Source organism: Fischerella sp. JS2, assembly GCF_032393985.1.
GTDB lineage: Bacteria > Cyanobacteriota > Cyanobacteriia > Cyanobacteriales > Nostocaceae > Fischerella.
This window is the reverse complement of record NZ_CP135918.1, coordinates 3,566,483-3,593,162: the sequence shown is the minus strand read 5'-3', so window position 1 is coordinate 3,593,162 and position 26,680 is coordinate 3,566,483. Positions and strand designations below refer to the sequence as shown.

General features: G+C 40.8%; 30 protein-coding genes and 1 pseudogene. 12 read left to right on the top strand and 19 right to left on the bottom strand.

Annotation, left to right across the window (positions count from 1 at the left end; all coding sequences use genetic code 11):
- Positions 1 to 74: 74 nt before the first annotated feature.
- Positions 75 to 1,409, bottom strand: a complete 1,335-nt coding sequence (locus RS893_RS15195; RefSeq protein WP_315784638.1) for a TrkH family potassium uptake protein — start codon at positions 1,407 to 1,409, stop codon at positions 75 to 77.
- Between the two features lie 282 nt (positions 1,410 to 1,691).
- Here RS893_RS15195 and RS893_RS15190 point away from each other — a divergent pair, with 282 nt between their 5' ends.
- From RS893_RS15190 to RS893_RS15170, 5 genes are all read left to right on the top strand, one after another.
- Complete coding sequence (locus tag RS893_RS15190; protein ID WP_315784635.1) at positions 1,692 to 2,552, top strand: methyltransferase domain-containing protein; 861 nt, start codon at positions 1,692 to 1,694, stop codon at positions 2,550 to 2,552.
- 175 nt (positions 2,553 to 2,727) lie between these two features.
- A complete protein-coding gene (locus RS893_RS15185; protein WP_315784632.1) occupies positions 2,728 to 3,660 on the top strand; it encodes a homogentisate phytyltransferase in 933 nt (310 codons plus the stop codon).
- A 147-nt stretch (positions 3,661 to 3,807) separates the two neighbouring features.
- Positions 3,808 to 5,700 carry an ATP-binding protein gene (locus tag RS893_RS15180; protein ID WP_315791985.1) on the top strand — a complete coding sequence of 631 codons (1,893 nt, stop codon included), beginning with the start codon at positions 3,808 to 3,810 and terminating at the stop codon, positions 5,698 to 5,700.
- A 30-nt stretch (positions 5,701 to 5,730) separates the two neighbouring features.
- Complete coding sequence (locus tag RS893_RS15175; protein ID WP_315784629.1) at positions 5,731 to 7,008, top strand: sensor histidine kinase; 1,278 nt, start codon at positions 5,731 to 5,733, stop codon at positions 7,006 to 7,008.
- A gap of 51 nt (positions 7,009 to 7,059) precedes the next feature.
- Positions 7,060 to 7,530, top strand: a complete 471-nt coding sequence (locus RS893_RS15170) for a tetratricopeptide repeat protein (protein ID WP_315784626.1) — start codon at positions 7,060 to 7,062, stop codon at positions 7,528 to 7,530.
- A gap of 156 nt (positions 7,531 to 7,686) precedes the next feature.
- Here RS893_RS15170 and RS893_RS15165 read toward each other — a convergent pair whose 3' ends face one another.
- From RS893_RS15165 to RS893_RS15155, 3 genes are all read right to left on the bottom strand, one after another.
- Positions 7,687 to 7,821 carry a hypothetical protein gene (locus tag RS893_RS15165; RefSeq protein WP_315784623.1) on the bottom strand — a complete coding sequence of 45 codons (135 nt, stop codon included), beginning with the start codon at positions 7,819 to 7,821 and terminating at the stop codon, positions 7,687 to 7,689.
- 195 nt (positions 7,822 to 8,016) lie between these two features.
- A complete protein-coding gene (locus tag RS893_RS15160; RefSeq protein ID WP_315784620.1) occupies positions 8,017 to 8,256 on the bottom strand; it encodes a hypothetical protein in 240 nt (79 codons plus the stop codon).
- 46 nt (positions 8,257 to 8,302) lie between these two features.
- Positions 8,303 to 8,512, bottom strand: coding sequence for a high light inducible protein (locus RS893_RS15155; RefSeq protein ID WP_396336366.1), 210 nt, complete (start codon positions 8,510 to 8,512; stop codon positions 8,303 to 8,305).
- Positions 8,513 to 8,638: 126 nt separating this feature from the next.
- Here RS893_RS15155 and cobA point away from each other — a divergent pair.
- The 5 genes and pseudogenes from cobA to RS893_RS15125 all read left to right on the top strand — a co-directional run bounded on the left by cobA (position 8,639) and on the right by RS893_RS15125 (position 13,304).
- Positions 8,639 to 10,273, top strand: a pseudogene (gene cobA / locus RS893_RS30310) (uroporphyrinogen-III C-methyltransferase).
- Between the two features lie 79 nt (positions 10,274 to 10,352).
- Complete coding sequence (coaE, locus tag RS893_RS15140) at positions 10,353 to 10,940, top strand: dephospho-CoA kinase (protein WP_315784612.1); 588 nt, start codon at positions 10,353 to 10,355, stop codon at positions 10,938 to 10,940.
- 47 nt (positions 10,941 to 10,987) lie between these two features.
- Complete coding sequence (locus RS893_RS15135; RefSeq protein ID WP_315784610.1) at positions 10,988 to 11,893, top strand: LysR family transcriptional regulator; 906 nt, start codon at positions 10,988 to 10,990, stop codon at positions 11,891 to 11,893.
- Positions 11,894 to 11,930: 37 nt separating this feature from the next.
- A complete protein-coding gene (gene speB, locus RS893_RS15130; protein ID WP_315784608.1) occupies positions 11,931 to 12,968 on the top strand; it encodes an agmatinase SpeB in 1,038 nt (345 codons plus the stop codon).
- A gap of 15 nt (positions 12,969 to 12,983) precedes the next feature.
- Positions 12,984 to 13,304 (top strand): MGMT family protein, encoded by a 321-nt coding sequence (locus RS893_RS15125; protein ID WP_315784606.1) that lies wholly within the window; start codon positions 12,984 to 12,986, stop codon positions 13,302 to 13,304.
- Positions 13,305 to 13,655: 351 nt separating this feature from the next.
- Here RS893_RS15125 and RS893_RS15120 read toward each other — a convergent pair whose 3' ends face one another.
- Positions 13,656 to 14,396 (bottom strand): MHYT domain-containing protein, encoded by a 741-nt coding sequence (locus RS893_RS15120; RefSeq protein ID WP_315784604.1) that lies wholly within the window; start codon positions 14,394 to 14,396, stop codon positions 13,656 to 13,658.
- Between the two features lie 867 nt (positions 14,397 to 15,263).
- Between RS893_RS15120 and ypfJ the strand changes: the two genes are divergently transcribed.
- Complete coding sequence (ypfJ, locus tag RS893_RS15115; protein ID WP_315784602.1) at positions 15,264 to 16,109, top strand: KPN_02809 family neutral zinc metallopeptidase; 846 nt, start codon at positions 15,264 to 15,266, stop codon at positions 16,107 to 16,109.
- Positions 16,110 to 16,397: 288 nt separating this feature from the next.
- Positions 16,398 to 16,982, top strand: coding sequence for a GNAT family N-acetyltransferase (locus tag RS893_RS15110; protein ID WP_315784599.1), 585 nt, complete (start codon positions 16,398 to 16,400; stop codon positions 16,980 to 16,982).
- A gap of 192 nt (positions 16,983 to 17,174) precedes the next feature.
- Here RS893_RS15110 and prfA read toward each other — a convergent pair whose 3' ends face one another.
- The 14 genes from prfA to rplO form a co-directional block, all read right to left on the bottom strand.
- The gene (prfA, locus tag RS893_RS15105; RefSeq protein WP_315784596.1) at positions 17,175 to 18,275 is read right to left on the bottom strand and encodes a peptide chain release factor 1; all 1,101 of its coding nucleotides are present in this window, start codon (positions 18,273 to 18,275) and stop codon (positions 17,175 to 17,177) included.
- Positions 18,276 to 18,377: 102 nt separating this feature from the next.
- Positions 18,378 to 18,617, bottom strand: coding sequence for a 50S ribosomal protein L31 (gene rpmE, locus RS893_RS15100; RefSeq protein WP_016868067.1), 240 nt, complete (start codon positions 18,615 to 18,617; stop codon positions 18,378 to 18,380).
- Positions 18,618 to 18,747: 130 nt separating this feature from the next.
- Positions 18,748 to 19,164 (bottom strand): 30S ribosomal protein S9, encoded by a 417-nt coding sequence (rpsI, locus tag RS893_RS15095; RefSeq protein ID WP_315784590.1) that lies wholly within the window; start codon positions 19,162 to 19,164, stop codon positions 18,748 to 18,750.
- Entirely contained in the window at positions 19,164 to 19,619 is a 456-nt protein-coding gene (gene rplM, locus RS893_RS15090; protein ID WP_315784587.1) for a 50S ribosomal protein L13, read from the bottom strand. The genes rpsI and rplM overlap by 1 nt, the downstream gene beginning before the upstream one ends.
- A gap of 126 nt (positions 19,620 to 19,745) precedes the next feature.
- Entirely contained in the window at positions 19,746 to 20,573 is an 828-nt protein-coding gene (truA, locus tag RS893_RS15085) for a tRNA pseudouridine(38-40) synthase TruA (protein ID WP_315784584.1), read from the bottom strand.
- A gap of 67 nt (positions 20,574 to 20,640) precedes the next feature.
- Complete coding sequence (gene rplQ / locus RS893_RS15080; protein ID WP_016868071.1) at positions 20,641 to 20,991, bottom strand: 50S ribosomal protein L17; 351 nt, start codon at positions 20,989 to 20,991, stop codon at positions 20,641 to 20,643.
- A gap of 93 nt (positions 20,992 to 21,084) precedes the next feature.
- Positions 21,085 to 22,032, bottom strand: coding sequence for a DNA-directed RNA polymerase subunit alpha (locus RS893_RS15075; protein ID WP_315784578.1), 948 nt, complete (start codon positions 22,030 to 22,032; stop codon positions 21,085 to 21,087).
- Between the two features lie 473 nt (positions 22,033 to 22,505).
- Positions 22,506 to 22,901: a 30S ribosomal protein S11 gene (gene rpsK / locus RS893_RS15070; protein WP_009455552.1), complete on the bottom strand. Its 396-nt coding sequence runs from the start codon at positions 22,899 to 22,901 to the stop codon at positions 22,506 to 22,508.
- Between the two features lie 54 nt (positions 22,902 to 22,955).
- Positions 22,956 to 23,336 carry a 30S ribosomal protein S13 gene (gene rpsM, locus RS893_RS15065; RefSeq protein ID WP_016868073.1) on the bottom strand — a complete coding sequence of 127 codons (381 nt, stop codon included), beginning with the start codon at positions 23,334 to 23,336 and terminating at the stop codon, positions 22,956 to 22,958.
- A gap of 105 nt (positions 23,337 to 23,441) precedes the next feature.
- A complete protein-coding gene (gene rpmJ / locus RS893_RS15060) occupies positions 23,442 to 23,555 on the bottom strand; it encodes a 50S ribosomal protein L36 (RefSeq protein WP_071588098.1) in 114 nt (37 codons plus the stop codon).
- A 113-nt stretch (positions 23,556 to 23,668) separates the two neighbouring features.
- Positions 23,669 to 23,893 (bottom strand): translation initiation factor IF-1, encoded by a 225-nt coding sequence (infA, locus tag RS893_RS15055; RefSeq protein ID WP_006276978.1) that lies wholly within the window; start codon positions 23,891 to 23,893, stop codon positions 23,669 to 23,671.
- A gap of 229 nt (positions 23,894 to 24,122) precedes the next feature.
- The gene (locus RS893_RS15050) at positions 24,123 to 24,674 is read right to left on the bottom strand and encodes an adenylate kinase (protein ID WP_315784249.1); all 552 of its coding nucleotides are present in this window, start codon (positions 24,672 to 24,674) and stop codon (positions 24,123 to 24,125) included.
- Positions 24,674 to 25,999, bottom strand: a complete 1,326-nt coding sequence (gene secY, locus RS893_RS15045) for a preprotein translocase subunit SecY (RefSeq protein WP_315784247.1) — start codon at positions 25,997 to 25,999, stop codon at positions 24,674 to 24,676. The genes RS893_RS15050 and secY overlap by 1 nt, the downstream gene beginning before the upstream one ends.
- Positions 26,000 to 26,154: 155 nt before the next feature.
- Positions 26,155 to 26,598, bottom strand: a complete 444-nt coding sequence (gene rplO / locus RS893_RS15040; protein ID WP_315784244.1) for a 50S ribosomal protein L15 — start codon at positions 26,596 to 26,598, stop codon at positions 26,155 to 26,157.
- Between the last annotated feature and the right edge of the window lie 82 nt (positions 26,599 to 26,680).

The following is a 26,680-nucleotide window of genomic DNA, read 5'->3' as shown; positions in this document are numbered from 1 at the left end:
ATGGTAATTGGTAATCGGTAATTGGTAATTGGTAATTGGCTTCCAAACAACAATCAACAACCAACAACCAACAATCAACCTACAAGTAAATTTTCTTCTGGATAGTGAATTCTGCTAGGACGCGGATCTCCTAGTATAGCTGACATTAGTAGTAAAACACCGACTCTACCCACATACATTGTGACAATTAATATCAGTTTAGCTGCTGTGGAAACAGTACCCGTAATCCCGGTCGAAAGTCCCACAGTAGCAAAGGCAGATACTACTTCAAATAAGATTTGAATAAAATCAAGCTTTGGATCTGTTAAGGTTATTAAAATTATTGAAAGAATAACTGTACCAACAGAACCAATTAACACGCCAACAGCTTTTAAAACTAAAGATAATGCTATCCTTCTTTCGTAGAGGATAACTTCTTCTTTCCCTCGTAGAATTGCTTGTGTGCAACTAGTAAGAACTCTCAAAGTTGTGGTTTTTATCCCACCTCCTGTACCACCTGGACTTGCACCAATAAACATGAGTGCAATCGTAATAAATAAGCCGGCTGTTGTCATTTTACTTATATCAATTGTATTAAAACCCGCAGTCCTAGTAGTCACAGATTGAAACCAAGCAACTAAAAATTTGTTGAAAAAATTGAGATTTGCAAATGTTTGTGGATTTCTCAACTCTACAAAGAAAAAAGCAATTGTCCCCACAATTAAAAGCACAATTGTTGTACTAATTGCAACTTTAAAATCCAGGGAAAACAAGAGTTTTTCTTGTTTGTTGCGGATACGATCGCGTATCCACAGAAAAGTTTCTAAAATGACTTGATAACCAATACCACCAATAATGATTAAACCTGTAACTGTCAACACAACTAAAATAGAAGATTGATAACCAATAAAGCTATCTTTAAACAAACTAAAACCGGCATTATTCCAAGAATTAATACTATGAAAAATTGCTAACCACAGTCCTTGTTGCCATCCATAATCGGAGACAAAAGCTGGCAAAAGTAAAAATATCCCTGTGATTTCAAAAATCAATGTCATAGCAATAATTGAGCGAATAATTTGAGTACTACCGCTCATTCCCGGACGATCTAAAGCTTGTTGAATGGCAATTTTTTGGCGGAGGTCAAATTTACGTCCAATCAGCAGAATCAAAAAGGTGGTGGTTGTCATGTAACCCAACCCACCAATCTGAACCAATAGTACGATAAATAACTGACCCCAAAAAGAAAAATAAGTACCAGTATCAACTACTCCTAATCCAGTCACACAAACTGCTGAAGTTGAGGTAAATAAGGCAACTATGGGGTCATTCCATTCACCACTACTGGTAGAAAAAGGCATCATTAGCAGGATAGTTCCTACTGCGATTACTGCCAGAAATCCCAAACAAATTGTCCGAGAAACAGTCATATTTAAGTAAAAAAACAAACAGAATTAGGGATTGCTCGCAGGATGATAACTGCCTAAAAGCAAAAACACCCTTATTTAATTAAAAACACACATGGTAGCCTACGAGTATGTGTATTTAAATTCAGTGAATAGTTATCAGGCGTACGGTGGAAGTCAAAGTCCGCGCTACCAACGTATTTTAGTCTAATTGCTAGGGAATTTATACCCAGTAATAAAACTGATAACTGTACAGACGCGATTCATCGCGTCTCTAACTGATAACTGTTAAACTCTGCTTTATCCATGAGCGCAACTCTTTACAAGCAAATTCAGGAATTTTACGATGCTTCTTCCGGTTTATGGGAAGAAATCTGGGGTGAACATATGCACCACGGTTACTATGGTGTAGATGGTACAGAGAAAAAAAACCGTCGCCAGGCACAAATTGATTTAATTGAAGAGATCCTCAATTGGGCAGATGTACAGCAAGCTGAAAATATTTTGGATGTGGGTTGTGGAATTGGTGGTAGTTCCTTATACTTAGCAGCAAAGTTTCATGCTAGGGCAACTGGTATTACTTTGAGTCCTGTGCAAGCTGCTAGAGCCAAGGAAAGGGCTAGTGAGTTTAATTTGAGTACCCAAACTAATTTTCTAGTGGTCAACGCTCTAGAAATGCCCTTTGCTGACAATTATTTTGACTTGGTATGGTCGCTAGAAAGTGGCGAACATATGCCTGATAAAACCAAGTTCATGCAAGAGTGCTATCGGGTGTTGAAACCGGGTGGAAAGCTGATTATGGTGACTTGGTGTCATCGACCTACAGATGAGTCGCCACTGACGACAGATGAACAGCAGCATTTAGCAAAAATTTATCAGGTATATTGCTTGCCCTATGTGATTTCTTTGCCAGAGTATGAAGCGATCGCTAAGCAATTAGGTTTAAAAAATACCCGCACTGCTGATTGGTCAGAAGCGGTAGCACCTTTTTGGAATGTGGTGATTGATTCGGCATTTACTCCCAAAGCGATCTTTGGCTTACTGCGATCAGGTTGGAGTACGATTGTTGGGGCCTTATCTTTGGGGTTGATGCAGCGCGGTTACGAACGTGGGTTAATTCGATTTGGGTTATTGTGTGGGGAGAAGGAAGGTGGGGATATAGGGTGATGGGGAGTGTGGCGAGTGTGAGAGGACAAGGGAAGGGGGACAAGGGGGATGGTTAACAACTAACAACCACCAACTAACTACTAACTATTAATGTACAGACGCGAGGAACATCGCGTCTCTACCCACTAACCACTAACAACAACCAACAACTAACCATCAACCACCAATAAATTTTATGAATCAAGTTTCACAATCAAATTCTCCGAGTACTTGGCTTTATGCTTTTTGGAAATTCTCTCGTCCGCATACAATTATTGGCACAAGTTTAAGTGTAGTGGGGTTATATTTAGTTGCTTTTGCTATTAGTAATGGCAGTTTTTCTCTATCCCCAATTTTGCTAGCGTGGCTTGCTTGTTTATGCGGCAATGTTTATATTGTGGGGTTGAATCAACTAGAAGATGTAGCCATTGATAAAATCAATAAACCACATTTACCCATTGCTTCGGGAGAATTTTCTCAACAAACAGGAAAAGTAATTGTGGCAATTACTGGTGTTTTGGCACTGGCAATTGCTTGGTTAGGCGGGCCATTTTTATTGGGGATGGTGACAATCAGTTTAGCAATTGGTACAGCTTATTCTTTGCCGCCAATTCGTTTGAAAAGATTTCCTTTTTGGGCGGCATTATGCATTTTTTCTGTGCGGGGGGCGATTGTTAACTTAGGTTTGTTTTTACATTTTAGTTGGGTGTTGAGACAAAATAATTTGATTCCAGTTATTCCAGCAGCAGTATGGGTATTAACAATTTTTATTTTGATATTTACGTTTGCGATCGCTATTTTTAAAGATATCCCAGATATGGAAGGCGACCTCCAGTACAATATTACTACTTTCACGATTCAACTTGGTAAGCAAGCAGTATTTAATCTTGCCCTTTGGGTATTGAGTGTATGTTATATCAGCATGATTTTAGTTGGCTTACTACGCCTAGCTGAAGTTAGTTCTCTATTTTTAGTACTTACTCATTTAGTAGCACTAGGTGTGATGTGGTGGCGTAGCCGGAGAGTAGATTTACAGGATAAAAATGCTATTGCCCGTTTCTACCAATTTATTTGGAAGCTCTTTTTTATAGAGTATCTAATTTTCCCTATTGCTTGTGTTTTGGCTTAGGTTAGTTTTGTTTGATCGCAGAAAATATATGATATTTGTCTATACAAACTCATACACATATAAAAAAATGCGATCGCGTTCCCTATTTTATGATCTGGAAATCTAGGGTTGTAGGCATGTTTTGGAAATCCAGCAACCTTTAATATGATGTTGAAATTTTTAAATCATCCTTTCCAATCTAATGCTTTTGTCCCTCATGGACATTGCTATCTCTGGAAAACTGGACTAGTTTGGCTGCACATCATTTCTGATGGAACCATCGCCCTCGCCTATTATTCTATTCCCCTTTTACTTATCTACTTTATTTATAAGCGCAAAGACGTTCCTTTCCACGGAGTCTTTCTGCTATTTGGTGCTTTTATTATTGCCTGTGGTACTGGACATTTAATGGACATCTGGACGCTTTGGCATCCTAATTACTGGATCGCTGGTTTTTTAAAGGCTGTAACTGCCATTATTTCCATATACACGGCATTTGCATTAGTTGATCTCATGCCTCAAGCCTTAACATTACCTAGCCCTGCTCAGTTAGAAGCTATTAACCGAGTACTCAGCAGTGAAATCGTGCAGCGTAAGCGGATTGAGCAAGAACTACGCCAAGCAGAAGAAACTGCGAAAAATTCCAGCCAAGCCAAGAGCGAATTTCTCGCCAATATGAGTCATGAGTTACGTACACCCCTTAACGGTATTTTAGGCTACGCGCAAATCCTCCAACGCACGGAACCTTTAACTGAGAAAGGACGCAAAGGAGTTGGTATTATTTACCAATGCGGTTCTCATCTGTTAACTCTCATTAATGATGTTCTGGATCTCTCCAAAATTGAAGCCCGAAAACTAGAATTAAATCCTATTGATTTTTACTTGCCTGCGTTTTTAGACAATGTGATTGAAATTTGTCGCATCCGGGCACAACAAAAAGTCATTGGGTTTGATGCTCAACTTGATCCTAATTTACCCACAGGTATTCGTGCTGATGAAAAACGCTTGCGTCAGGTATTGATCAATTTACTTGGTAATGCGGTTAAATTTACTGAGCAAGGTAACGTCACTTTCACAGTAGAGGTAATAGGAAAGGCAGAAAAACCAAAGCAATTACCAATTACCAATTACAAAATTCGCTTTGAAGTCACAGATACAGGTGTGGGTATCGCCTCTAAACAAATCGAGAAAATTTTTCTACCCTTTGAACAAGTGGGAAATCAGAAACGACAAATTGAAGGTACTGGCTTGGGATTAGCAATCAGTCAAAAAATTGTGAGTTTGATGGGTAGTCAAATTCAAGTAAAAAGTGAATTTGGTAAAGGTAGCACTTTCTGGTTTGAGGTGGAGTTACCAGAAGCCCAAGATTGGGCAAAGGTTTCTCGAGTGGTAGAACAGGGAACAATTATTGATTATCAAGGGCAAAGGCGCACGATTTTAATTGTGGATGACAAATGGGAAAACCGATCAGTTGTTGTAAATTTACTAGAACCAGTTGGGTTTAATGTTGTAGAAGCAAGTGACGGACACCAAGGATGGGAAAAAGCAATTGTCCACAAACCAGACTTAATCATCACCGATTTAATCATGCCAGTGATGGATGGATTTGAGTTGATCAAACGTTTGCGTCAGTCGTATCCCTGCAAAGAGATTGCTGTGATTGCTTCTTCAGCCAGTGTGTTTGCAACTGATCAGTATAAAAGTATTGAAGCAGGTGCAGATGCGTTTCTACCAAAGCCTATAGAAGCTGAGGTGTTGTTAGAACTGCTGCGACAATATTTACAACTGAAATGGATTTATGACAATAAGATGGACAAAATTAAAAAAACCAATGTAGCGAATCTGGATTATCCTGTTGAGATGACTCTTCCTGCCAAGGAGGTTTTACTACAGTTACTGGAATTATCCCAAGACGGTGATATTCAAAGAATTTTAGAAATAGCTCAGCAAGTTTCTACATCTGATGAGAAATTGACAACTTTTGCTCAGCAAATTACGCAACTGGCTAGCAATTTCCAACTCAAACGTTTAGAAAATTTTATTAAACAACATATTAATTAATTAGAGGTAAATTTCACTTTTAAATCCATCATGCCAAACACCTCAAATACCGGATTTATTTTAATTGTGGATGATAATCCGACAAATTTATCTGTTTTATGCGAAGCCCTCAATAGTGAGGGGTTTCGTTTTCGTGTTGCAGTCGATGGAGAAAGTGCGATCGCTCAAGTCGAACGAAATCAACCAGAGTTAATTTTACTGGATGTACAAATGCCGGGGATTGACGGATTTGAAACCTGTCGTCGCCTCAAAGCCAATCCTGTTAGCCAAAATATTCCCATTATTTTCACCACTGCCTTAAATGATATCGAAAGCAAAACTAAGGGCTTTGCCCTTGGGGCAGTAGACTACATCCCCAAACCGTTTGCCCAGGAAGAAGTGATTGCTAGGGTACGTGTGCATTTGCGATTAAAACAACTAACTGAATCTTTAGAACAACAAGTCAGCGATCGCACTGCTACCTTAAAAAAAGCTCAAGTGCAATTGGTGCAACAAGAAAAACTATCAACTTTGGGAGAGTTAATTGCTGGTGTTGCCCACGAAATCAATAATCCTATCAGTTTTATCGCTAGCAATCTCCCGCCTTTAGAAGAATACATCGCCGGAGTTAGCGAAATTATCCAACTGTATCAACAAGAGTATCCCAACCCGACAAGTAGAATCACCACTGCTATTGAGAGATTAGATTTGGATTTTGTTCTTGAAGATATGTTCAAAATCTTAGAATCACTCAAGGTAGGATCTGAACGCATTGAAAATATTTCTACATCACTACGCACTTTCTGTCGTTCGGATTCTGCTCTCAAAACGCCTGCGGATTTACACGAAGGACTTGATAGTACGTTGATGATTTTGCAACATCGCCTCAAGGGTAATAGCGATCGTCCGTCCATTGAAGTTATCAGAAATTATGGCGACTTGCCAGAGGTAAACTGCTATATCGGCCAGATGAATCAAGTATTTATGAACATTCTGGCAAACGCAATTGACGCCCTTGATGAAGCGATCACCCAAGGCAAAATTAGCGATTCTATTCCTCAGATTCAAATTACAACAGAGGTAGATACTGAGCAATGGGCTGTCATTAGAATTGCTGACAATGGCATGGGTATTCCTGAACCTATCCAACAAAGGCTATTTGAACCTTTGTTTACCACAAAACCTGTTGGCAAAGGTACAGGACTTGGCTTATCGATTGCCCATCAAATAGTTGTGGAAAAACACAATGGTGAATTAGTAGTTAATTCTCAACCAGGTAAAGGAACTGAGTTTATCATCAAAATTCCAATCATGAGTGCCACAGTATAAACTAGTTTGCGAGGGATATATACCCAAACTAGGATAGGGTGAGCAATAAAAATGGAATTATCTCAAACCAGTAACTTCGTAGCTACATTTATAGTGTTAATTAGTTTATCTATTCTGATTTTTTTGGCAAGAAGAACTCTCATTACCGACAAATATTTTCAAACAGGAATTAACCTTTACCAACAAAAAGATTTTCCGGGTGCAGAAGCAGCTTTTCGTCAGGTAATTGCGATTAACTCTACTAATGATGTTGTACATTTACTGTTGGGTGATGTACTTATCCAACAAGGTAAAGTTGAAGCCGCAATTGTTGAATTTCAAGATGTAATTAAGCGCGCGCCCAAAAAAGTCGATGCTTATTTACGCTTAGCTCAAGCTTTGATGCAACAACAAAAACTACAAGAAGCTATTACGGTTTTGCAACAAGCCCAAGATTTATTACAAAAGCAGCGTCGAGTTGATCAAGCTGAAAAAATTAAGCAGCTATTGCAACAGATTTCTTCAGCGTCACGTGATGTTTAATTCTTTGGATGAAAACTGGCTGGGAGCGAAAATTTTCAAAAAATCACGAAAAGCCCCAATATATTCAAAAATTTTAGCACATCAAATTTCATCGGTGTGTATCGCCTTGCACTGTGTACCCTACGGGAAGCTGCGCAAAGCGCGTCTACGAGTTTTTTAAGATTGTGGCGAAGTCGCAGGGACAATAATTACGAACACCGATGTACACAGATGAACACGGATGTAGACGTCCTTAAGAGCGGCTGCGGTGTAGCCTACACAGATGGGTTTTGTCGCTGGTATTTCGACCATAGCTTTAACTCATATCAAAGCTGGATAGTTACCTTATATTCCTACTGCGATCGCAACTATTAGGTAATACGCCAATTACCAATTACCAACACGAGCAGATAGTATATGTTGTTCAAGCGTAAAAATGTAAAAAGAAGTCTTGGTTTTGAAGACCAAAACTTCTAATTTTTCTCTTAAATTTGACACACGACCTCTTTACATAATGTGATTGAAGTAGATCGCCCACAGACTGCCACTGATTCCAATTGCAATCAACAAGTTGGTGAAAAATCTACCTAGTTCAATTTCTTGACCTAGTACTTTGTCTTCTTTACCTGCGGTGAAAAATAACGACCAAGCTTGATTGAGATTGATTTTCTCAAAGTTATTGAAATCAGGTCTAAATACAACAGGACCAAGTAAGTCTTTGTTGGGGTAGTTAAAGTCAGTTTTCATATGTTTCTCCAATCCAAAATCTAAATTTCAAAATTTCAAAAAACTATTACAGGTTAGTCAGCCATCCAATCACGCCGTGTCCGGTGAAAACTTCTAAAGCTATCAGTGAGACAAAACCAATCATTGCTAATCGTCCATTCAGCTTTTCGGCATATTCGGTAAAACCTGTGCGGGGAGTTGCCTCAACATAAACTTTTGGTTCAAGGGCGTAGTTGTTGAGTTGACCGCGTTCGTTGATTGTAAAGCTTTTTACCATGATGTTTCCCCTTTGATTACTTCTTGTAAAGAAATATAACAATTTATAACAAGTTTTTGCAATATATTGACTTAATCATTAAAGTACAGTAGACCGTACAAGGCAGGTTGGGAATGCCGTATAAACATGACAAATCAAAAAGGTAAAGTTTACCTCGTGGGTGCAGGATTGGGAAATGTGGCATACCTAACGGTGAAGGCATACAACCTGTTAGCGATCGCTCAAGTTTTGATTTACGATGCCCTGATCGATGGGGAGTTATTGCAGTTAGTACCAGCCGATTGCTTAAAATTAGATGTAGGTAAGCGTGGCGGCAAACCCAGCACACCACAAGCAGAAATTAATCATTTACTAGTTAAATACTGTCAGCAGGGTAAACAAGTAGTCCGACTCAAAAGTGGTGATCCGTTTATTTTTGGTCGCTGTAATTCGGAAATGGCAGCTTTGACAGCGAATGGTTGTGAATTTGAAGTTGTACCAGGAATATCGTCTGCCTTAGCAGCACCTCTTTTCGCAGGCATTCCCCTAACAGATCCGGTTTTGAGCCGTTGCTTTGCTGTGTTTACTGCCCACGATCTCGACGCTTTAGATTGGGAGGCGCTGTCTCGGTTAGAGACATTGGTAATTTTGATGGGGGGGCAGAACTTGGGTGAGGTTATTAAGCGGTTACAACAACAGGGGCGATCGCCATCTATGCCGGTAGCAATTATTCTCTGGGCAGGAACTAAACAACAACAAATTTGGACAGGAACACTCGAAACCATTGTGGAGCAAACATCCGGAGTTTTACTCTCGCCAGTGGTAATTGTAATTGGGGAAGTAGTGGGGTTACGCAGAAACTAACAACCTGAGAATATAGTCTTAGACGATTCCCAGAATGCACGACTCCCAAAAGCTATGGCAAGCAACCTCTCCTCCTCTGGCTCTATTGCCGTTCCTACCGCTTCCCACTTACCCCTCAACGGTAAAACTATTCTGGTAACACGTTCGGTTGGACAGTCGAGTCAATTTACAGAACTCTTAGTAGCAGCAGGCGCCCATGTTGTGGAAATGCCTGCTTTAGAAATTGGCCCGCCTTCTAGTTGGGAAGCTTTGGATGATGCGATCGCTCGATTATCTGAATTTGACTGGTTAATTCTGACCTCAACCAACGGTGTAGGCTACTTCTGTGAACGACTGATGGCCCAGGGTAAAGACATTCGCGCCTTAGCGGAAGTCAAAATTGCCGCAGTCGGTGAAAAAACTGCCCAAACCCTCAGACACCATTGTTTACAACCAGATTTCATCCCCCCAGACTTTGTTGCTGACTCCCTAGTCGAACACTTTCCTGAGGAACTTACAGGTAAGAAGATTTTATTTCCCAGAGTCGAAAGCGGCGGACGGGAAATTTTGGTGAGGGAACTAACTGCTAAAGGTGCAGAAGTAATAGAAGTGGCGGCATATCAATCTTGCTGTCCGGATAGTGTTCCTCCTTCAGCAGAACTCGCTTTACAGAGTGGAACAGTTGATGTGATCACCTTTGCCAGTTCCAAAACAGTCCAATTTTTCTGTCAACTGGCAGAAAAAATCTTCTCTGGTAACTCATCAGAAAATCAATTATCCGTAGTGGCAAATTCTCTAGAAGGAGTTTGCATTGCTTCTATTGGTCCACAAACTTCTCACACTTGTCGTTCTCTGTTAGGACGCGTAGATGTGGAAGCCCAAGAATATACTTTGGAGGGTTTGACCGCAGCACTAATAAAATGGGCGACAGATTCGTAGTCAATTGTTCAGAGTCAATTGTCCATTGTCAAAAGTATAGATAATTGATAATTTCCAATTGACCATTGACCATTGACAAATGACCCAAAAAATCATTGGCTTAACAGGTGGTATCGCCACAGGCAAGACAACTGTTGCCAATTACTTGGCACAAGCCTATAACTTGCCAATTTTGGATGCAGATATCTATGCCCGAGAAGCAGTCTGTGTCGGTTCACCTATTCTTGACGCGATCGCTACTCGTTACGGTAAACAAATTTTACTACCAAACGGGAACCTTGATCGTCAAAAATTAGGCGAAATCATCTTTAAAAACTCCGAAGAACGTACTTGGATAGAAAATTTAATTCATCCTTACGTACGCGATCGCTTTTTAACAGAAATTCAAGCATCTACCGTAGAAACACTAGTATTAGTTGTGCCTTTATTATTTGAAGCGGGAATGACTGATTACGTCACAGAAACTTGGGTAGTGTGGTGTTCACAGCAACAACAATTAGCAAGATTAATACAGCGAAATCATCTCACCTTCGAGCAAGCACAAGCGAGAATCCACAGCCAAATGTCCCTAGCAGAAAAAGCAGCCCGTGCTGATGTAGTCTTAGATAATTCCTCCACCTTAGAAGCACTGTTAAAACAAGTTGATGCAGCTTTAACCAAAATCTAATCCCCCCACCTCCCTATCTCCCTACCTCCCCATCTCCCCATCCCCCAATGGAACTGCGACACCTACGATACTTCGTGACAGTAGCTGAGGAATTACATTTTGGACGGGCGGCGGAACGCTTACACATTGCCCAACCTCCTCTAAGTCAACAAATTCATCAGCTAGAAGTAGAGTTGGGCTTTCAATTGTTTCATCGCACGAAAAGGAATGTACAATTAACGGCAGCTGGGCAAGTATTTTTAGGTGAAGTTCAAAAAATTCTGAAGCAGCTAGAACAAGCAGTGCAATTAGGAAGACAAACTAGTCGCGGTTTGGGGGGACAGGTTGTAATTGGCTTTGTCAGTTCTGCGGCGTATAATATATTGCCAAGCATTCTGCGGACATTTCGTAGTTGCGTACCAGATGTAAATCTGGAATTACATGAACTAACAACAGACCAGCAATTACAACGGTTACGCGATAACCGCATTGATGTTGGTTTGTTACGTCCACCAGTGGAAGAAGACAAATTTTGCTGGGAGATAATTTTATATGAATCATTAGTGGTGGCGTTACCAGAAACCCATGCACTAGCTCATCAATCGAGTATATCGTTGTTTTCACTCCAAACTGAACCCTTCATTTTATTTCCTCGTCCTTTAGCCCCGGGAGTGTACGACTCGATCATCAGTTTTTGCCAGCAAGCCAATTTTAGTCCTACCGTTGCCCAAGAAGCAATTCAGATGCAAACTATTGTGAGTTTAGTGGCAGCAGAAATGGGTGTAGCGATCGTACCGGAATCTCTGCAAAATTTACAGAGAACAGGAGTAGTTTATAAACCCATGCAGGAACCGACGCCTAAAGTAGCGCTAGCGATGATTTGGCGACGTGACAATACATCCGCAACTGTGCAGAGGTTTTTGGAGGTAGTGAGGCAAGTTGCTATTGCTTGGGAAAAAGCTGCGCTACCATAATGCAGTTGTCTACTCACACACATTTTGCAAATAATCAATGAATAATCTCCAAAACTATAATCCTAGTGGCATAGGAAAAATCAATGGCAATCTCTTCGGTTTGCCCTTTGATTATGAATCTGCAAATTTAATTATTTTTGGTGTACCGTGGGAAGTAACTGTTTCCTATGGTGCGGGTACTGCCAATGGGCCACAAAGAATTTTAGATGCTTCACCCCAATTAGATTTGTTCGATTTTGATCATCCTGATGGATGGAACCAGGGAATTTTTATGGTAGAAATTCCCCAAGATATTTTAGATAAAAATGCATATTATCGTGCTTTAGCCACACAAATTATTGAACGCTTAGAGGAAGGTAAACAATTAACAGACACACCAGATTTAACTCCTGTTCTGGCAGAAATTAATCAGGCTTGTCAAAAAGTAAATCAATGGTTATTTGAAAACTGTCAGGAAGCAATTAATCATGGCAAAAAAGTAGCTGTCATAGGTGGAGATCACAGTTCACCTTTAGGTTATTTCCAAGCATTAACAACTAAGTATTCTGACTTTGGTATCTTACATATCGATGCACACGCAGATTTGCGGGATGCTTATGAAGGATTTGAATTTTCTCACGCTTCTATCATGTTTAATGCTATGAAACTACCGCAAGTTTCCAAGTTAGTGCAGGTAGGTTTGCGTGATATTTGTCATGATGAAGTAGAAATAATAAACCAATCCGATGGTCGAATTATTGCTTATTATGACCCAGTAGTGAAACAAATGCTCTACTCTGGAAAGACTTGGATTGAGTTATGTCGACAAATAATTAATCATTTGCCTGAATATGTTTATATTAGCTTTGATGTCGATGGTCTTGATCCAAAACTTTGTCCAAGTACAGGTACTCCTGTTCCTGGTGGAATGGAATTAGAGGAAACTTTTTGTTTGTTCCGTGAATTAGTAAAAAGTGGTAGAAAAATTATTGGTTTTGATGTGTGCGAAGTTGGTGATGCTGAATGGGATGGTAATGTCGGGGCGCGAATTGTTTATAAGTTGGCAAATTTAATGGATTTATCTCAGCAAAAATAGAAGCTTCAAGGGCAAATGTCTACCTACGATGAAATCTATAAAATAGTCTGTCAGATACCCCAAGGTCGAGTAGCTACTTACGGTCAAGTAGCTGATTTGGCTCACTTGTATGGTAAAGCACGTTTAGTGGGATATGCACTTTACCGTGTAGATACCGTCTCATCTAATATTCCTTGGCATCGAGTAGTTAATGCTAAAGGTGAGATATCCCACTCATCCTTACGACATGGAGGAGATTATAGACAAAGAATACTCCTTGAACAAGAAGGAATACAATTCAGCCCTGAGGGAAAAATTAATTTACGTGAGTACTTGTGGCGACCTCAAGCAAAATAATAGACCTCTTACATGAATTATAAAAACATCTCAATCCAACTTTTATAGCTTCTTTTGAAGGAGTTTGTATGACGAAATACATTGAATTAGCTGTTGTTAATGATGATGTACGTTGGGTAGAAACTGATTAATAACAAATAGCTTTTGCTACGAATGCGATCGCTGTTCTCATTGCGTGAATTACAGAATCGATAAAGCAATCAGGCATTTTGAGAAAATAAATATAATAAATAAGAAAAGAATCTAACATTAAAATGGATTAAAATTTCTACTTTTATAGCTAAAGCTAACTTCAGTTTATATTTAATATTAAAAATTAGTCCAGTCTTTAAAGATGCACCCAAGTTGTGTTTAATTAGTCTTAGTTGCTGTGATTGCAACAAGTAGTGATGCCAAAATCAGCAACAATGCACAATAAAATGCCAGACCATATATAGAATACTCGTTTAGTAATAGTGAGGACTTATTACTCACTGTAGGGTCAGGAATAAAGCTTGTAGCGACCATTCCTGTATAATGCATCGATGAAATTGCTATACCCATTAATATTGCTGGGAAAAGTTTTGCTTGTTTGCTGGGATAACGGGAAAAGTTTAAATCAATAAAGTATCCTAGCGATATGTATGATGCGACAAATGCAATTATAATAGATAAGATGACAATAACAGAATTATAGCTAGTTTTTGCAGCCATCTTCATTGCTGCCATTCCCGTATAATGCATAATTGAAATGCTGATTGCTAAAATCAAAGCACTAATTAATAAACGCTTTTGAGAAGGACGATTCACCTTTTTAGGTTTAGGAATAAGCGTATGGAATGCTATGCTTGCTCCAAGTGCTGCTGGCAAAATTGATAAAATAGTGATGAAAATGTCATATTTTATCTCTAATTTTGCTGTCAGGGCCTTCATACCTATAAAATGCATCGTCCAGATACCAAGACTCATCAGTACGCCTGTGGTTAATGATATAAATCTAGTTTCATTTTCTTTTTTGGTAAAGGAAGGGAAAATATTCAGCACTGCGTAGGAAGCAATTATTGCTACAAGAATTGAGAGTACAACAAACTTTAGATCGTAAGATGTTTCCATTTTTTTATATCAATCGAAAATTTTGTTGAGCAAAATGAGCCGTATTAATACTGTTAAACTAATGTATACGGCTTACCAAATTCATATACAGCAATAATCATGTTGCTGTATGTGAGACTGTAATTTCTTTTTGATTACGGTATTCTAATTTTTTACCTTTGGATAAAAGTTTTTATTGTTACCCATTTATTTGTTTTTTACGCACTTTAGTTATGCTTACATGGGTAAAACTGGGAAGTCATCAGATATATTAACCAAATAATAATGAATTATTAGTTACTATGGCTATTCAGGAGCAATGTATTCGTAAGTTTTAATTTTTACTAATAAAACTAGGAATATTACTTAAATAATGAAATGTGTAATAATATATTTTGTATGTTAGATGCTATACATATCGTTAATTTAATATATAAAAATAGGTTATTTTTTTATCATACTAATTACTGGTAGCAAAGAAAACGTATATATAACAAAGCTAATTTAGAACATTTATTAGGCTGTCATAATCAAGTTATTAAATTGATACAAAAATAAGAATTATATTGTAGTTATCTTAACTCAGTACACTAAATTTAAGATATTTAAGTGCGGGTCTTAGTTTTAATCTGTTTGTGATCGCATCAGTGAATTATACGAAGGCGGGCAACAAACCTACAATTTGTTTCCAGATATTTTAAGCTACTGAAAACATAGATTGATGCGATCGCACCTGTTTTTACCAAAAGCAATAGTAATTTTTATTTGACCATTCCTAAGTATGACTTTTAATCTTTCCTTCGGGCAGATGAGCTAGATAAATCAAACCACTAATAATTGTGGTGGATTAGGGAAAGTATTGCTTGGCTAGTTGGGAGACTATAGATTATGCGGTGGGAATTTGGTCGTAGAAGTACCAATGTTGAAGATAGACGTGGAAGTCGGGTTTCTGCTCCTGTAGTGGGGGGTGGTATTGGGGCTGTGGTTTTGGCGGTGATTGTTGCTTTATTAGGTGGTGATCCCAGCATTATCTTTGAGCAAACCCAAACACCGAGCGATCGCTCTTCTCAAACACAACGTCCAGCAACAGAAGATCAAGCTGCTGAGTTTGTCTCGGTTGTCCTAGCTGATACTGAGGATACCTGGAGTAGTCTATTTCAGCAAAGTGGAAAGACCTATGTAGAACCTAAATTAGTTCTTTTTACAAATGCCGTCGAATCTGCCTGTGGTTTTGCGCGATCAGCTGTTGGCCCCTTCTACTGTCCTGCTGATCAAAAACTCTACATTGATCTCAGCTTTTATCAGGATTTGAAAAATAAATATCAAGCACCAGGAGACTTTGCCCAAGCCTATGTAATAGCTCACGAAGTAGGGCATCACGTCCAGAATCTCATGGGTATTTCCAGCCGAGTCAGTAGATTGCAGCGTCGAGCCAGCGAGGTAGAAGCAAATCAACTTTCAGTACGGCAGGAATTACAAGCAGATTGTTTTGCTGGTGTTTGGGCGTATCATGCCGACCAATCACGACAAATTCTTGAACCAGGTGACATTGAAGAAGCACTAAATGCTGCCAGCAGTATAGGCGACGATCGCTTGCAAAGTCAATCAAGAGGATATGTCGTCCCAGAGTCTTTTACTCATGGTAGTTCAGCCCAGCGAGTTCGCTGGTTCAAGCGGGGTATTCAGACGGGTAATCCTGCCCAATGTGACACCTTTGCAGTCGCTAATCCCTAGAACAGGGAACAGAAAAAGAACCCCTCCCTAACCTTAAGCGAAACGGGGAGGGATTCGGATTTCTTGACCCTGTAAACATTTCTTGTCGAGATCGCCTCAGCAAGCTGCTTACCTAGTCGAAGATCGCTTTACTTTGATTACTACATACAACAACACCAGTAAAAAAATTACCTCTTAAAAAACATGGTCGTTTCAGTCAATATCGTGTAGAACTTAACAACCAAAGATAGTTAAGAGTTATGAATAGTGAGTCATATTCTTAACTCCTAACTATTAACGTCTAATTGTATGAGCAGCATCAATCCGCCTTTAGAAACCCATCGTTTAATCCTCAGAGACTTTGTAGAATCAGATTGGCCAGCAATACATGCCTACGCTTCTGATCTAGAAGTTGTTCGCTATTTGCCCTTCGGTCCCAATAGCGAAGAAGATACTAAAAACTATTTGTATACAGAGATTAAAATGCGGCGGAAGAAAATACGTGAGCATTTTGCATTTGCGATCGCATTAAAAGCAGATAAACAAGTTATCGGTTCGTGTCACATTTCCATAACTGATCGCAATAAGCAAGAAGGTTCTATTGGATACTGCTTGGCTAGGGAATTTTGGGGTCAAGGATATGCAACAGAAGTAGCACAGAAGTTATTAGAGTTTGGTTTTAAGCAACTAAGTTTACACCGGATTTTTGCTTTGTGTCATCCCAAAAATAAAGCTTCGATGCGAGTGTTAATTAAAATTGGGATGCGACAGGAGGGTTATTTGCGAGAATACGAATGGAGTAGAGGAGATTGGCAAGACAGGTTACTATTTGCCATGTTGGATCGGGAGATGATGCAGATGCAATTTCTCTGTATGGAGACTGAAAAAGTGTAGGGTGATTTTGTCCTCTTACCTTTTGACCTCTGTTGTCCTCTGCGGTTAAATAAATATACTTCCGCCGAAACACAGAGAACGCAAAGAGGAAAAAAGAGATTAATCTAAAACCAATTGATGGGAGACGTTGGTGGTGGTAACAGCCCCACACCATACGCCTTGATAACTGTTTACTGAGTTTAACAGTCTCTACTAATTCGTTGCCCCAGAAGCAGCAAGTTCTGCCAAGCGTTCTTGCTGGTCTTGAGAGATACAAGACTGAATCAGTGCTTCTAAATCACCTTCTAGAACTGGGTTGAGGGAGAAGTTTTGACCAAGACGGTGGTCAGTAACTCGGTTATCTTTATAATTGTAGGTGCGGATTTTTTCGGAACGTGATCCTGTACCTACTTGCGATCGCCGCATAGAAGTTACTGCTTCTTGTTGTTCGCGTAACTTCATTTCATACAGCTTTGCCCGCAGAATCTGCATAGCCCGTTCTTTGTTTTGTAACTGGCTGCGTTCTTCGGTACAGAAAATCCGAATCCCCGTTGGTTTATGGAACAAGTCAACGGCAGTTTCTACTTTGTTGACGTTTTGTCCACCAGCACCACCAGACCGCGCTGTAGTCATTTCAATATCTTTGGGATCAATGTGGACTTCCACATCATCGACTTCTGGCATTATCGCCACGGTAGCTGTGGAAGTGTGAACTCTTCCTCCCGCCTCGGTGACTGGTACACGCTGAACACGATGCACCCCAGCTTCAAATTTTAATTTGCTGTAAACGTTATCTCCCTGAATTTCCAGGATTGCTTCTTTGAAGCCACCCATCTCTGCCAGGGATTCACTGACTAGCTTGACTCGCCAACCTTGAGTGTCGGCATAGCGAGAATACATCCGTACTAAGTCGCCTGCCCAGATACTAGCCTCTTCACCACCAGTCCCTGCGCGAATTTCCAACATGATGTTTTTATCATCATTGGGATCGCGGGGTAGAAGCAATATCTTCAGACGGTTTTCTAAGTATTCTATTTTCTCTTCTAATTCTTGAACTTCCAGGGCTGCCATTTCTTGCAGTTCGGCATCTCCCTGAGATTCTTTCAGTATTTGCCGCGCCCCTATGAGTTCTTCTTGGGCTGTTTTCCAAGTTTCATAAGTATTAACTACCTCTTCTAACCCTGAGCGCGCCTTTGCTACTTTCTGATATTCATCAGGGTTTTTGGCGGTATCGGGGTCAGCAAGACGACGGGTTAATTCATTAAAAGTTTGTTCAACAGATCTAAGTTTCTCCAGTAAATATTGTTCAGCCATGATGAGTGCGATTGCTCCTTAAAATAACAAGTTGGCCCGAGCATTTATGACAAGCGACCCAGCAGATGCAGGGTCGTCATTACCAGCAACAGAGCCAAAGCGCTACTTTTTCTTTTTGCCGCCAGAAGCTTGATCGCCCCTCATGCCATACTTCCGCATGAAGCGCTCAACACGACCTTCAGTGTCAATAATCTTTTGAGTGCCGGTGTAGAAGGGGTGGTTTCCAGACCAAACATCTACATGCAGTTCTGGCTTGGTGGAGCCGACGGTCATTACAACCTGACCGTTGCAGTAAACTTTAGCTTCTGGATACCACTCAGGATGAATACCAGGTTTAGCCATTGTTCCTTTTGTGGTGAATATACTACAATTATAGCTTTGGTGTTCGGTTAGAACTAAGGACAGTTATCAGTTATCAGTTATCAAATTAAACAAGTAATTGTTAACTGTTAACTGATTCATGCCCAATCTCTTAACGCTTTGAGTACTGGGGTGCTTTGCGAGCTTTATGCAAGCCGTATTTTTTCCGTTCTTTAGCACGCGGATCGCGGGTGAGATAGCCTTCTACCTTCAGAGGTGAGCGGTTATCAGGATCAAGCTGGCATAAAGCACGAGCCACTCCTAAACGAATTGAATTGGCTTGGCCAGTCAAGCCACCGCCTTCGGCTTTCACCAAAATATCATATTCGTTTTCCAGTCCTAAAGTTTCTAGAGGTGCTTTGATACCTCCGAGATAATTAGGATTGAATTGGAAATATAAATCTCCAGGTTTGCCATTGACAATCAATTGTCCACTACCTGGAACTAGGCGTACTCGTGCGACCGCAGACTTACGACGGCCAGTACCCCAGTACATAGCACGACCGCTAGTGTTATCTGTTGCTTGCATTAATCTTGTTCTCCTGGAATAGTATTAATTTTTAGCTCTTTTGGCTTTTGGGCTTCATGGGGGTGAGTTGGCCCAGCATATACTTTTAACTTAGTGAACAACTGTCGTCCCAAGCTATTTTTCGGTAGCATTCCTTTGACAGCGTGTTCAATAATTCGTTCTGGTAAACGCCCTTGGAGTTTGGCAAAAGTTTCCGTTTTCATCCCGCCAGGACGACCGGAGTGACGACGATAAATCTTTTGGGTACGCTTTTTACCAGTTACGGCTACTTTATCAGCATTGACTACTATTACGAAGTCACCTGTATCCAGGTGAGGCGTGTAATGAGGTTTATTTTTGCCTCGCAGAACCATAGCGATTTCGCTAGCTAGGCGTCCAAGACGTTTGTCGGTAGCATCTACGACGTACCAATCACGCGTTATGGAATCAGTAGGAGGAAGATATGTTTTGTTCATAGTTAATTATTGTTTGTTGATTGTTGTTTGTTGTTTGTCATTTGTCATTGTGTTATTTATTGGTTGTTCTAATCAATTATCAACTACTAACTACCAATTACTAACCACTAAATTAATGACCACTAACTAATGACTAATGACAAATAGTGGCTGAGTGTCAAACCAGACTGCTTTTGGCAAGGGAAAATCTGGATAACCGACTCGTAATAAGCATAAGCCGTGGGCAGGCGCAGCATATTTTACTTCTTCCCGGCGTTCATTTTTCCAAAGGTCAGTGAAGTTAGCAAGCGATAGCTCTTTTGTTCCTACCTGCACTAACATTCCTACCAATAGCCGCACCATGCCATATAAAAATCCATTGGCTTGTATTTCTATATGGAGAAACGGCCCATTTCGATAACACTCTACTGCTTGCACCTCGACCCAAGAATGCTTACGTGCTGAGTTGCTACGGTGAAATGCAGCTAAATGATGATGTCCGAGTAAGGGTTTTAATGCTGCCTGAATTAAAAATTCATCTAGGGGTGCATGGTAGTAATGCCAACTGAAGTGCCTCATAAACAAGTTCGGCTGTTCTCCAGTGTATATGTTGTAGCGATAACGCCGATATACTGCGCTAAACCGAGCGTGCCAAGTTTGGCTGACACCTGCTGAAGCTAAAATCAATATATCTTCGGGCAGGTAACTATTTAGAACAGTTGCCCATTTGTGAGCGGGAATTCTACCAGTCGCATCAAAATGAGCTACTTGAGCTGCGGCGTGGACTCCGCTATCAGTACGTCCCGCTCCGTGTAGTGTAACAGAATGACCTAGTAAATTTGCTAAGACTTTCTCTACTTCTTCCTGTACACTACGGTGATACGGTTGCCTCTGCCAGCCATGAAAATGAGTGCCCAGGTATTGAATTACCAGGGCGACTCGTTGTTTTGGTGTAGGCTGGTGGCTTTCTAACATAGAATCAACTCAAGGCTGAAGTGTGAAGTATGAAGTATCTTTTTTCATCCTTCATCCTTCATCCTTTTTAAACAAGTTCAATGATTGCCATCTCAGCATTATCACCACGGCGAGGCACGGTATGTAGGATACGAGTATAGCCGCCTTGACGATTTCCGTAACGAGTGGGAGCTTGCTCAAATAGAGCATGAACTAATTGTTTATCATAAATGTAGCCAAGGGCTTGACGGCGCGCTGATAGGGAACCGTCTTTGGCTAAAGTAATCATTTTATCTACTTCGGCTCTTACTACCTTAGCTCGCTGTAAGGTGGTGGTAATTCGACCATGACGAATTAACTCAGTGGTGAGGGCGCGCAACAGGGCGCGACGTTGATCAGCTGGTTTGCTGAGTTTTTTGACACGACAACGATGACGCATAACTATGAACCATTTAAAGATAACGCTTACTAAGAAAGTTATTAGTTAGTCCATAGTCTAATCAATAATTGACTATTGACTACTGACAAATGATTAACCGTGTTTAGAAGACCTTTCGGTTGGTAAGGTAATGCCTAAGCGTCGCTGTAGTGCTTCAACTACTTCTTCCGCTGACTTCTGACCAAAGTTTTTAATTTCTAACAGGTCTTCTTGGGTGTAATCCAACAAATCTGCTACCGAGTTAACTTGTGCCCGTTTGAGACAGTTATAAGCTCTTACAGAAAGCTGCAACTCTTCAATCGGAATTTGAGCGGTAGGATCATCTGGGATATCAGAATCTGTATCTGTTTGTCTGATATCAATATCTTTTAAGGGGTTGAATAAGTCTACCAAAATTCCAGCTGCAGAAGAGAGAGCTTCTTGAGGGCTAAGACTGCCATTTGTCCAAACTTCTAGAAGCAATCTATCTCTTGGCATTCCGTTATCACCACGAGTCTCTTCAACACTGTAATTAACTTTTCTGACTGGCATAAACACCGAGTCTATTTGCAGAAAGTCTAGAGATGTGGCTTCCTCACGACCTCTTTCTACAGTGCGATACCCTTTGCCTTTTTCAATCCGAAATTCCATTTCTAGCTTTCCCCCCTCGGCGAGGGTAGCTATGTACTGGGTCGGATCCATTACTTCTACTTCACTCGGTAAATCAAAGTGTGCTGATGTGACTGTAGCCGGACCAGTGACGAGTAAACGACCTATTTGGGGTTGAGAGGAATAACTTTTGAGAATTACTTCCTTCATTCTCATAAGGATTTCTAGTACATCCTCTCTAACACCAGGAACGGTGGCAAATTCATGTGTTACTCCTGCAATTCGTACTGCTGTCACAGCCGTACCTTCTAAATTTGACAACAATACGCGTCTAAGAGCGTTGCCAACGGTTGTTCCTTGACCCCGTTCCAGTGGTTCTAGGATAAATTTACTGTAGTGGCTCCGACTTTCCTCTGTACTAGACTCTACACATTCAATTTGAAACTGCGCCACGGAGTAGCCTCCCTTGTTTTAACAGTTATCAGTTATCAGTTATCAGTTATTAGTTATCAGTTTCATTACTGGCGAAAACCACACCAAATAAGTGTTAGCCGTTGGTGGTGCGTCCTAGTAACCCCACCATATGCCTGATAACTGCGGCTGGTACTGTTCACTGATTTAAGGTCTTACTAGTAGACAAAATAGAGTGTCTACAAATTTGGATTCTTGCCTTGCGTTTGAGGTTGAGCAAACTAAATACTTTGTTAATGAGCAATAAGTTTAACGCTCTACCAACTTACAGGCGCTACTATTGTTTAGGTTTTCCGAAGCTTAGCAGCCCCCTGTACACTAGGGCTTACGAACTTCGGACGGCCACTATACGTGTGAGGGAAACAGTTATTCAGTTATCAGTTATCAAAATATTAATTGCTGTTCACTGTCACTGGTTACTGTCCACTGACTACCTTTACCACCCAAAGTCGTATTTAGACTCGACGGCGTTTGGGGGGGCGGCAGCCGTTGTGAGGAATTGGAGTAATATCCCGAATGAGCGTAATTTCAAGCCCTGCTCCTTGCAGCGCTCGGATAGCCGTTTCCCGACCTGCTCCTGGGCCACTGACCATTACCTCAATTTGGCGCATTCCCTGATCGATCGCTCGACGTGCTGCACTTTCAGCTGCGGTTTGAGCTGCAAAAGGAGTTCCTTTTTTTGCTCCTTTAAAACCGCTAGAACCAGCACTTGCCCAAGAGATCACATCTCCGTTTTGATCGGTAATCGTGACAATGCTATTGTTGAAAGTAGATTGGATGTAAGCAACACCATTTGGTACGTTGCGTTTTTGTTTTTTACTCCCGGTTTTTTTGCTTGGTTGTCGCGCCATATCGTTGTGATTGGATGAATGTAAAACTTGCTAACAGCAAGCGTTGCCAAAAATTTATTTCCCTGGTGCCTTCTTCTTACCAGCGACTGTTTGTCGTCTTCCTCGACGGGTGCGGGCATTGGTGCGAGTTCTCTGTCCTCTCACTGGTAAGCCCATGCGATGACGACGCCCTCTATAAGTACCAATATCAACTAGGCGCTTGATGTTCATCGCTTCCCAGCGCCTCAAGTCACCTTCGACTTGATAGTTTTCTTCTACTTCTCCCCGTAGGGCTGCGACATCAGCATCGCTGAGATCCTTGACACGAGTATCAGGATTTACACCCGTAGCCTTTAAAATCTCCTGCGATCGCGATAAACCAATTCCATAAATATAAGTTAGACCTATTTCAACACGCTTATCGCGTGGTAGGTCTACTCCGGCAATACGTGCCACAACAATTGTCTCCCTAATTTGCTTGCTAGTGATGTCATTTAAGTGTTTAACGATGGTTTTGTCGTTTCACTTTACCAAGTCTTAAAAGTTAGGTCTTAATTCGCTCTAACCTTGACGCTGTTTATGCTTAGGATTGGAACAGATCACCATAACGCGACCCCGACGGCGGATCACGTTACACTTTTCACACATTTTTTTGACTGAGGCTCTAACTTTCATGCTAACTAATTGACTCCAAATGTTAAATTATAGCATTTTCCGATAAATATTCAGTTAAATTCCAGGAAGAAAACTAAATTTTTTGAACGTGTGGTATATTAACTTACATAGAGCTATTTCTTCCGTAATCGATAAGTGATTCTACCCTTTGTCAAGTCGTAGGGAGTTAGCTCTACCTTGACGCGATCGCCAGGTAAAATTTTGATATAGTTACGGCGAATTTTGCCAGAGATATGAGCTAAGACGTTGAAGCCATTGTCTAAATCAACGCGAAACATGGCGTTAGGCAATGATTCGGTAACTGTACCTTCCATTTCAATTAAATCTTGCTTAGACAATTTATTTTTCCCTCAATTCAACACTTCTTTATTCATTTACAGCTATTCATAGTCTGGAAATGAACATATTTTTAGAAAAATATCAACAGTTATTAATATATCTTATCCAAGATTTACATGTATCTGCCTACTGTTGGGGGAGTATGGGTATAGGGGTGTGGGGGTGTAGGTGAGTTTGAGCAATAAATTCGTCTTACACCCATATATCCTTATCCCCTTAAACCCTTTTTCATGAAATAGCCTTTTTCAGTTCGGCTGTGACTTCTTCTAGGGACTGATTGCCGTTGACAGTGATCAATTGGTGGCGATCGCCATAATAATCAATTAAGGGAGCGGTTTGAGAGCGGTAAACTTCCAGGCGACGGCGAATTACCTCTTCTGTATCATCAGCACGCCCTCGTTGTAGCAGACGATTAACAACAACATCATCTGGCACATCTAAATTGACTACTTTTTCCCCCTCCTGTTCAAGTTTTTGCAGTAATTTTCCCAGAAAAGCTGCTTGCTTCACAGTCCGAGGAAAGCCATCCAAAATCCAACCTGGCTTGGTATCCGGTTTACAGAGGCGTTCTTCCACCATTTCCTCTACAAGCTGATCGGGAACTAGCTCACCCCTATCCATATAAGCTTGGGCTTTGATACCCAAAGGAGTTTGCTCTTTCAATGCTTGGCGCAAAATATCACCCGTGGAAATATGAGGAATTTCGCAGTCATGGGCTAATGTTTTAGCTTGAGTTCCTTTACCAGCACCCGGCGGTCCCAAGAAGATTAATCGCGTCACTATTGCTTCACCATTCCTTCATAGCGCTGAGAGATCACATAAGTTTGGACTTGCTTGGCTGTATCAATCGCCACACCTACAAGAATCAGCAAAGAGGTAGCACCCAATCCTCTAAAAGTTGGGACTCCTAAAGCTTTTTCCACAGCAGTGGGGATGATCGCAATCAAGCCTAAAAAGATAGCACCCAAAAAAGTTAGTCGATTCAAAATGCGCTCTATATACTCACTAGTGGCTTTTCCTGGGCGTATTCCAGGAATACTAGAACCCATTTTTTTCAGGTTCTGGGCCACATCAACTGGGTTTACTATCAAAGAAGAATAGAAGTAGCTAAAAAATACAATTGAAACGAGGTAAACAAGGGCATATACCCAAGACTGAGAACCACCAGGACTGAGATAAGTGTTGATAATATTCGCCAATTCTGGATTTTTGGTGAAATTGGCTATAAACAGTGGCAAACTGAGGATTGCAGCCGCAAAAATAATTGGCATAACTCCACCTTGGTTCAGACGTAAGGGGAGATAGCTGCGCTGTTCAGCAAAAATGCGCCGACCAACTTGGCGACGAGCAGAAATAATTGGAATACGGCGAATTGCTTCCTGAACAAAGACGATACCAACAATTGTGAATAGAAAAACTAGAACCAGTACAATTACTGGACCCACTCTTTCTCTAACAATTTCTTGACCACTACCTTGGATATAAGCAATGGTATCACTGAGGGATTTAGGCAGTGTTGCCACAATGTTGACAAAAATCAACAATGATGCTCCATTACCAACGCCACGCTCTGTAATAACTTCTGATGCCCACATTACAAACATCGAACCAGCTACAAGCGCAACAGCTGTTTCAATCACAAAAATGGGGCCAAAATTCAAGGCAAAAGGTCTTAACCAAAATGCTGCCAAGAAAACACTTTGTAGAATTGCCCAACCCAAAGATACATAGCGGGTAATTTGGGAAATTCTCCGCCTTCCCGCTTCCCCTTCGTTTTTTTGTAAGTTTTCAAGATATGGAATCGCAGCAGTGAGCAATTGGATGATAATCGAAGCATTGATATATGGCAGAATACCCAAGGCAAAGACACCCAATGCAGAAAGACCGCCTCCGGAGAATATATCCAAAAAGCTGAATATCTGATTATTACCATTAATTGCTGCGGCAAACTGCTGTCGGTCAATTCCTGGTATGGGTATATGTATACCTAGACGAATCAAAATGAGAATACCGATGGTAACAAGCAGCCGACCTCTTAACCCGGCTGCTTGTGCCATCTGCATAAAAGTTTCTTGAGCGGTTGGGGGTTTATCTCGACTGATCATAGAGGGCTACCTTTGAAGTATGAAGTATGAAGATCAGAAGTGTGAAGAATGTAGAAGTGTGAAGCACGAAATTTGAAGTATTAAGTTTTTCATCTTTTATCCTTCATCCTTCATCCTACCCTGTGGTAAGCCACCTTAAAGGGCGTTTACAACCTTCACACAACCTCACAACTTCCGCCTGCTGCCTCAATTTTGCTACGAGCTGTACCTGTAAAAGCTGCGGCCTGTACTTTGAGCGGAACATTTAATTCCCCATTTCCCAAAATTTTCAATGGCCCCTTGGCAGCAGTCAGGATACCTGCTTCTTGTAAAGAGGTCAAAGTAACTTCTGTGTTAGCTGGAAGTGAGGCGAGCTTCTCTACATTAATCGTAGTGTAATTTTTACGGTTAACTAAGGGAAAGCCTTTGAGTTTGGGTATGCGACGGTACAAGGGCTGTTGACCACCTTCAAAACCAGGTCTGGTACTGCTACCAGAGCGAGCTTTTTGACCCCGCATACCTTTACCAGCACTTGCACCTTGACCAGCAGAGATACCTCTACCTAGACGGCGACCGCGTTTTTTAGACCCTTTTTGGGGGCGAACATCGTTGAGTCTCATAAGCAATAAATTAAGCAAAATTCGTCATTTGTTATTGGTCATTTGTCATTTGTCATTTGTCATTTGTTAAGGACAAAGGACT

Excerpts from the sequence above, each read along its gene's own strand:
- RS893_RS15195 (WP_315784638.1), bottom strand. The coding sequence starts at position 1,409 with ATGACTGTTTCTCGGACAATTTGTTTGGGATTTCTGGCAGTAATCGCA.
- RS893_RS15190 (WP_315784635.1), top strand. The coding sequence starts at position 1,692 with ATGAGCGCAACTCTTTACAAGCAAATTCAGGAATTTTACGATGCTTCT.
- RS893_RS15185 (WP_315784632.1), top strand. The coding sequence starts at position 2,728 with ATGAATCAAGTTTCACAATCAAATTCTCCGAGTACTTGGCTTTATGCT.
- RS893_RS15180 (WP_315791985.1), top strand. The coding sequence starts at position 3,808 with ATGTTGAAATTTTTAAATCATCCTTTCCAATCTAATGCTTTTGTCCCT.
- RS893_RS15175 (WP_315784629.1), top strand. The coding sequence starts at position 5,731 with ATGCCAAACACCTCAAATACCGGATTTATTTTAATTGTGGATGATAAT.
- RS893_RS15170 (WP_315784626.1), top strand. The coding sequence starts at position 7,060 with ATGGAATTATCTCAAACCAGTAACTTCGTAGCTACATTTATAGTGTTA.
- RS893_RS15165 (WP_315784623.1), bottom strand. The coding sequence starts at position 7,821 with ATGGTCGAAATACCAGCGACAAAACCCATCTGTGTAGGCTACACCGCA.
- RS893_RS15160 (WP_315784620.1), bottom strand. The coding sequence starts at position 8,256 with ATGAAAACTGACTTTAACTACCCCAACAAAGACTTACTTGGTCCTGTT.
- RS893_RS15155 (WP_396336366.1), bottom strand. The coding sequence starts at position 8,512 with ATGGTAAAAAGCTTTACAATCAACGAACGCGGTCAACTCAACAACTAC.
- coaE (WP_315784612.1), top strand. The coding sequence starts at position 10,353 with ATGACCCAAAAAATCATTGGCTTAACAGGTGGTATCGCCACAGGCAAG.
- RS893_RS15135 (WP_315784610.1), top strand. The coding sequence starts at position 10,988 with ATGGAACTGCGACACCTACGATACTTCGTGACAGTAGCTGAGGAATTA.
- speB (WP_315784608.1), top strand. The coding sequence starts at position 11,931 with ATGAATAATCTCCAAAACTATAATCCTAGTGGCATAGGAAAAATCAAT.
- RS893_RS15125 (WP_315784606.1), top strand. The coding sequence starts at position 12,984 with ATGTCTACCTACGATGAAATCTATAAAATAGTCTGTCAGATACCCCAA.
- RS893_RS15120 (WP_315784604.1), bottom strand. The coding sequence starts at position 14,396 with ATGGAAACATCTTACGATCTAAAGTTTGTTGTACTCTCAATTCTTGTA.
- ypfJ (WP_315784602.1), top strand. The coding sequence starts at position 15,264 with ATGCGGTGGGAATTTGGTCGTAGAAGTACCAATGTTGAAGATAGACGT.
- RS893_RS15110 (WP_315784599.1), top strand. The coding sequence starts at position 16,398 with ATGAGCAGCATCAATCCGCCTTTAGAAACCCATCGTTTAATCCTCAGA.
- prfA (WP_315784596.1), bottom strand. The coding sequence starts at position 18,275 with ATGGCTGAACAATATTTACTGGAGAAACTTAGATCTGTTGAACAAACT.
- rpmE (WP_016868067.1), bottom strand. The coding sequence starts at position 18,617 with ATGGCTAAACCTGGTATTCATCCTGAGTGGTATCCAGAAGCTAAAGTT.
- rpsI (WP_315784590.1), bottom strand. The coding sequence starts at position 19,164 with ATGCAAGCAACAGATAACACTAGCGGTCGTGCTATGTACTGGGGTACT.
- rplM (WP_315784587.1), bottom strand. The coding sequence starts at position 19,619 with ATGAACAAAACATATCTTCCTCCTACTGATTCCATAACGCGTGATTGG.
- truA (WP_315784584.1), bottom strand. The coding sequence starts at position 20,573 with ATGTTAGAAAGCCACCAGCCTACACCAAAACAACGAGTCGCCCTGGTA.
- rplQ (WP_016868071.1), bottom strand. The coding sequence starts at position 20,991 with ATGCGTCATCGTTGTCGTGTCAAAAAACTCAGCAAACCAGCTGATCAA.
- rpsK (WP_009455552.1), bottom strand. The coding sequence starts at position 22,901 with ATGGCGCGACAACCAAGCAAAAAAACCGGGAGTAAAAAACAAAAACGC.
- rpmJ (WP_071588098.1), bottom strand. The coding sequence starts at position 23,555 with ATGAAAGTTAGAGCCTCAGTCAAAAAAATGTGTGAAAAGTGTAACGTG.
- secY (WP_315784247.1), bottom strand. The coding sequence starts at position 25,999 with ATGATCAGTCGAGATAAACCCCCAACCGCTCAAGAAACTTTTATGCAG.
- rplO (WP_315784244.1), bottom strand. The coding sequence starts at position 26,598 with ATGAGACTCAACGATGTTCGCCCCCAAAAAGGGTCTAAAAAACGCGGT.